Source organism: Streptomyces sp. YS-3 (assembly GCF_045257485.1).
Taxonomy (GTDB): Bacteria; Actinomycetota; Actinomycetes; order Streptomycetales; family Streptomycetaceae; genus Streptomyces.
Window position 1 is genome coordinate 1 of the sequence record NZ_JBJHPC010000514.1, and the last position, 5,157, is coordinate 5,157.

The 5,157-nt window shown below is 73.3% G+C and carries 4 protein-coding genes; 1 reads left to right on the plus strand and 3 read right to left on the minus strand.

Annotated features, from left to right (window positions below; translation table 11 throughout):
• Nucleotides 1-24: 24 nt before the first annotated feature.
• The gene (locus ACJA3G_RS29535) at nt 25-1,281 is read left to right on the plus strand and encodes an MFS transporter (RefSeq protein WP_406556099.1); all 1,257 of its coding nucleotides are present in this window, start codon (nt 25-27) and stop codon (nt 1,279-1,281) included.
• A gap of 30 nt (nt 1,282-1,311) precedes the next feature.
• Here ACJA3G_RS29535 and ACJA3G_RS29540 read toward each other — a convergent pair whose 3' ends face one another.
• The 3 genes from ACJA3G_RS29540 to ACJA3G_RS29550 all read right to left on the minus strand — a co-directional run bounded on the left by ACJA3G_RS29540 (nt 1,312) and on the right by ACJA3G_RS29550 (nt 5,132).
• A complete protein-coding gene (locus tag ACJA3G_RS29540; protein WP_406556098.1) occupies nt 1,312-2,100 on the minus strand; it encodes a PDZ domain-containing protein in 789 nt (262 codons plus the stop codon).
• A gap of 270 nt (nt 2,101-2,370) precedes the next feature.
• Entirely contained in the window at nt 2,371-3,015 is a 645-nt protein-coding gene (locus ACJA3G_RS29545; RefSeq protein WP_283143297.1) for an IclR family transcriptional regulator, read from the minus strand.
• A 332-nt stretch (nt 3,016-3,347) separates the two neighbouring features.
• Complete coding sequence (locus ACJA3G_RS29550; protein WP_406556100.1) at nt 3,348-5,132, minus strand: DEAD/DEAH box helicase; 1,785 nt, start codon at nt 5,130-5,132, stop codon at nt 3,348-3,350.
• Nucleotides 5,133-5,157: the final 25 nt, after the last annotated feature.

Consider the following 5,157-nt stretch of genomic DNA (forward strand, 5'->3'; position numbering starts at 1 on the left):
GGGCAGGGGCGCACCCGCGTCCCCCTGGCCGCCGTCCTGGCCGCCAACACCATCTCCACGGCCGGGAGTTCGCTGACCCTGATCGGTGTTCCCTGGTTCGTCCTGGAGACCACCGGGAGCGCGGGGCGGGCCGGTGTGGTGGCCTTCTGCGCCACCCTGCCGATCGTGGTGGCCGCGCTGGTCGGGGGGCCGGTCATCGACCGGCTGGGGCGGCGGCGGGTGAGCGTCGGCTCCGACCTCGTCTGCGCGCTCGCCGTCGGCGCCGTCCCGCTGCTCTATTTCGCGGGCGCGCTCCCCTTCTGGCTGCTGTGCGCGCTGATGGCCGTGGAAGGACTGGCCGCCACCCCCGGCCGCACCGCCCGGTACGTCCTGGTGCCCGACCTCGCCGAGCGCGCCGGGACCACCCTGACCCGCGCGGCCAGCCTCTTCGACGCCGTACAGCGCGGCGCCAGAATGGCGGGCGCGGCCCTCGCCGGGCTGCTGATCGCCCTGGTCGGCGCCGAGTCCGTCCTGCTCCTGGACGCGGCGACGTTCGGCACCTCCGCGCTCCTGGTCGCCCTCGGCATCCGCGGCATCCGCGCGGCCGAGCCGGTACGGAACGCGGCGCCGGTCTCCCTCACCACCTACCGCACCGAACTGCGCGAGACGTACAGCTACTTGCTGCGCGCCCGGCTGCTGCTCGCGGTCAGCGTGATGGTCATGGTCACCAACGGCCTCGACCAGGGCTGGAACGCGGTCCTGCTGCCCGTGCACGCCGAACGCGAACTGGGCGGCTCCACCCAACTCGGCCTGGTCACCGCCGCGTTCGGCGCGGGCGGACTGCTGGGCGCGCTGCTGTACGGCGCGGTGGGCCACCGGTTCCCCCGGCGCGCGGTGTTCACCACCGCCTTCGTCCTGGCGGGCGCGCCCCGCTTCGTGGTGGCCGCGCTGACCGGCTCGGCGCTGCCCCTCGCGGTCACGATGGCGCTCGGCGGCCTCGCGGGCGGCATGCTCAACCCGATCCTGACGACGGTGACGTACGAACGCGTCCCCCAGGAGCTGCGCAGCCGCGTCTCCGGCGCCCTGACGGCCGGCTGCGAGCTGGCGATGCCGGTGGGCGGCCTGGGCGCCGGCCTGCTGGTGGACGGCGCCGGGGCGCGGGGGGCGCTGCTGGTGGTGGGCGCGGTATATCTGGCGACGACGCTGAGCCCGCTGGTGTTCCCGGCGTGGCGGCAGATGGACGACCGACTCCCGCGCCCCGGCGCCGAGTCGAAGCCGGAACCGGCGGTCGCGGCGCGCTGAGCACGATGCCGGGCCGGGCGGGCCGGGCCTCTAGCAGCTGGGTACGTCCCCGCCCTTGTCCAGCGCCTTCAGCGCGGACACCGCCCCCGACAGCGTGGTGACCGGGATCAGCCGCAGACCGTGCGGCAGCTCGGCGCGCGCGTCGGAGCACTCGTCCTTCGGTACGAGGAAGACGCTCGCCCCGTCCCTTCGCGCGGCCCGCGTCTTGAGCGAGACGCCGCCGACCGCGCCGACACTGCCGTCCGCGTCGATCGTGCCCGTACCGGCGATCGTACGGCCGCCGGTGAGGTCGCCGCCGGAGCCGTTGCCGTGGAGCTTGTCGACGATGCCGAGGGAGAAGAGCAGCCCGGCGCTGGGGCCGCCGACGTCGGCCAGGTTGAGGGTGACCTTGACCTGCTTCGGACCGAGGTGGAGGTAGTTCAGCGCGGCGGCGGTGGCGCTGTCCTGCGACTCCTTCATCTCGGCCTGGTTGTGCTCGCTGATCTCCTCGTCGCTGCCGCCGCTCGGGTAGACCGAGTTGCGGGGCATGACGGCCTGGTCGGTGCGGAACCAGGCCCGGACGACGTCGGAGATCCCCACGCTGGCGGAGGGTCCGGTCGCCACGATGGTCACCATCCGCAGCTGCCCGGTGGTGGGCCGGGCGGGCCTGCCCTCGATGGTGATCACCGGCTTGCCCTTGTCGTCCCCGAGCACGTTCGCGGTCGGCCCCGGCTCGGCCACCGAGAACGGCAGCGGCGCGAAGCCGACGACGGCGAGCAGCGCGACGACGGGGGCGGAGCCGATGGCGAGGTTACGGAGGCGTGAGTGACGGGGATGCACGGACCCAATGTATCGGGGCGCACGGGACGCCCGGCGGGGGCTGGGCCCGGACACCTGCACGGGGACGGGACCGGACACCGCCGGGGCTCGGCCCGGACAGGGCACGGGGGCAGGGACCGGACACCGCACGGGGCTCGGCCCGGACACCGCACGGGGGCAGGGCCCGGACAGGGCACGGGGCAGGGCAGGGCCGGACACCGCCAGGGCATGGCCCGGGCACCGCCGAGGGCGGGCGCCGGGCTCCAGCTCCGCGTTACGGGGCGCCGGGGATCACCGCAGCGCGTCCGCCACCTCCCTGGCCGCGTCCACCACCCTCGGTCCGACCCGTTCCGGTACCGCGTCCGCGAGCATCACCACGCCCACGCTCCCCTCTATCCCCGTGATCCCGACCAGCGGCGCGGCGGCGCCGCTCGCCCCGGCCTCCAGTTCGCCGTGGGTGAGGGTGAAGCCGGGGTCGACGAGTCCGCCGGCCTGGCGGGCGGAGAGGATGGCGCGGCCGGCGGCGCCCCGGTCGAGCGGGTGGCGGAACCCGGCCCGGTAGGCCACGTGGTAGTCGGTCCAGGTCGGCTCGACGACCGCGACGGCGAGCGCGTCGGCCCCGTCGACCAGGGTGAGGTGCGCGGTCGCGCCGATGTCCTCGGCGAGCGAGCGCAGGGCGGGCAGGGCGGCCTCCCGTACGAGGGGATGGACCTGCCGGCCCAGGCGCAGCACCCCGAGGCCGACCCGGGCGCGACCGCCCAGATCACGCCGTACGAGAGCGTGCTGTTCCAGTGTGGCGAGCAGACGGTAGACCACCGTCCGGTTGACGCCGAGTTTGTTGGACAACTCGGTGACGGTCAGGCCGTGGTCGGTGTCGGCGAGCAGCTTGAGGACACGCAGTCCCCGGTCGAGCGTCTGGGAGGTCTCCGCGGTCACGACGCCCACTCCTTACGGTGAGTCGCGGCGGCTCCCCACAGGATCGCGGCACCGGTCCCATCGGCGACGCGCACAGAGGCCGCCGGCAGGCCATGGCACCGGCTGCGCTCCGCGGCGGCGCTGCCACGGGGCGTTTTGCATGGCCGGGACAGTAGCGACCGGTCCCGCTCAGCGGAAGCCCTCGTCCAGAATCCGGGCGCGCACGGTGACGACCCGTGGTTTTCCTCCTGATTCGGGACCCGGTCCCGGGCCGCCGGGACCCCTGACCGGGCCCCGGCGCCGCAGCCGGCTTCCGCCGCCCCGCTACTCCCCGGACGGACGCTCCACGCCGGTCACTTCATCCGCGTGGCCCACTCCTGCACCTTCTTGATCCGCTCACGGATCTGCCCGGCCGTGGCCTCCGCGCTCGGCGGCCCGCCGCACACCCGCCGCAGCTCGGTGTGGATGACGCCGTGCGGCTTGCCGCTCTGGTGGACGTACGCGCCCACCATGGTGTTCAACTGCTTGCGCAGTTCCAGCAGTTCCTTGTGGGAGACGACGGGCCGCCGCTCGGCGGGCATCTCCAGGAGGTCGGCCTGGTCTGCGGGCTTCTGCCGGCTGTGGGCGATCTGCCGGGCCTGCCGCTTCTGGAGCAGCAGCTGCACCTGGTCGGGTTCGAGGAGCCCGGGAATCCCGAGGTAGTCCTGCTCCTCCTCGCTGCCCGGGTGGGCCTGCATACCGAACTCGGCCCCGTCGTAGAGCACCCGGTCGAAGACGGCGTCCGACTCCAGGGCCTCGAAGGGGAGCATGTCCTGATCGCCGGTGTCCTCGTCCTGCTGCTTCTCGGCCTCGGCGAGGAGCTTGTCCTCCTCGGCGTACGGGTCCTCCTCCCCCTCCTTCTTCGGCTTGTCGAGCACATGGTCGCGCTCGACCTCCATCTCGGAGGCGAAGCCCAGCAGGGTGGGGATGGTCGGCACGAAGACGGAGGCGGTCTCGCCGCGCCGCCGCGACCGTACGAAACGGCCGACGGCCTGGGCGAAGAAGAGGGGCGTGGAGATCGTGGTGGCGTACACGCCGACCGCGAGCCGGGGCACGTCGACGCCCTCGGAGACCATCCGGACGGCGACCATCCACCGGTCGTCGCTGTGGCTGAACTCGTCGATCTTCTTCGAGGCGCCGTTGTCGTCGGAGAGGACGACGGTGGCCCTGTGGCCCGTGATGTCCCGGATGAGCTTGGCGTAGGCGCGGGCGGAGTCCTGGTCGGAGGCGATGACGAGGGCGCCGGCGTCCGGGATGCCCTTGCGGACCTCGGTGAGCCGCTGGTCGGCGGCGCGCAGCACGTTCGGCATCCAGTCGCCGCGCGGGTCGAGGGCGGTACGCCAGGCCTGCGAGATGGCGTCCTTGGTGAGCGGCTCGCCGAGCCGCGCCTCGATCTCGTCACCGGCCTTGGTGCGCCAGCGCATGTTGCCGCTGTAGGAGAGGAAGATGACCGGCCGGACGACACCGTCGCCGAGGGCGTTGCCGTACCCGTAGGTGTAGTCGGCGGAGGACCGCCGGATGCCGTCGTTGCCCTCCTCGTACGTGACGAAGGGGATCGGATTGGTGTCGGACCGGAAGGGGGTGCCGGTCAGGGCGAGCCGCCGGGTGGCGGGATCGAAGGCTTCGAGGCAGGCCTCACCCCAGGACTTGGAGTCACCGGCGTGGTGGATCTCGTCCAGGATGACGAGGGTCTTGCGCTGCTCGCAGCGGTTGCGGTGGAGCATGGGGCGCACGCCCACACCGGCGTACGTGACGGCGACCCCGTGGTAGTCCTTGCTCAGCGGCCCCGCGCTGTAGTCGGGGTCCAGCCGGATGCCGATCCGCGCGGCGGCCTCCGCCCACTGCTTCTTCAGGTGCTCGGTCGGTGCGACGACGGTGATCTGCTGCACGACATGGTGGTGCAGCAGCCACGACGCGAGCGTCAGCGCGAACGTCGTCTTGCCGGCGCCGGGCGTGGCGACGGCGAGGAAGTCACGCGGCTGCTCCTGGACGTACTTCTCCAGCGCCCCCTGCTGCCAGGCACGCAGCTTGTTGGCCGTACCCCAGGGGGCACGTCCGGGAAAGGCGGGCGAGAGGTGGTGGGAGGCGGTAGTAGTCACGGTCTCCGGTTCGCACGATCGGGGG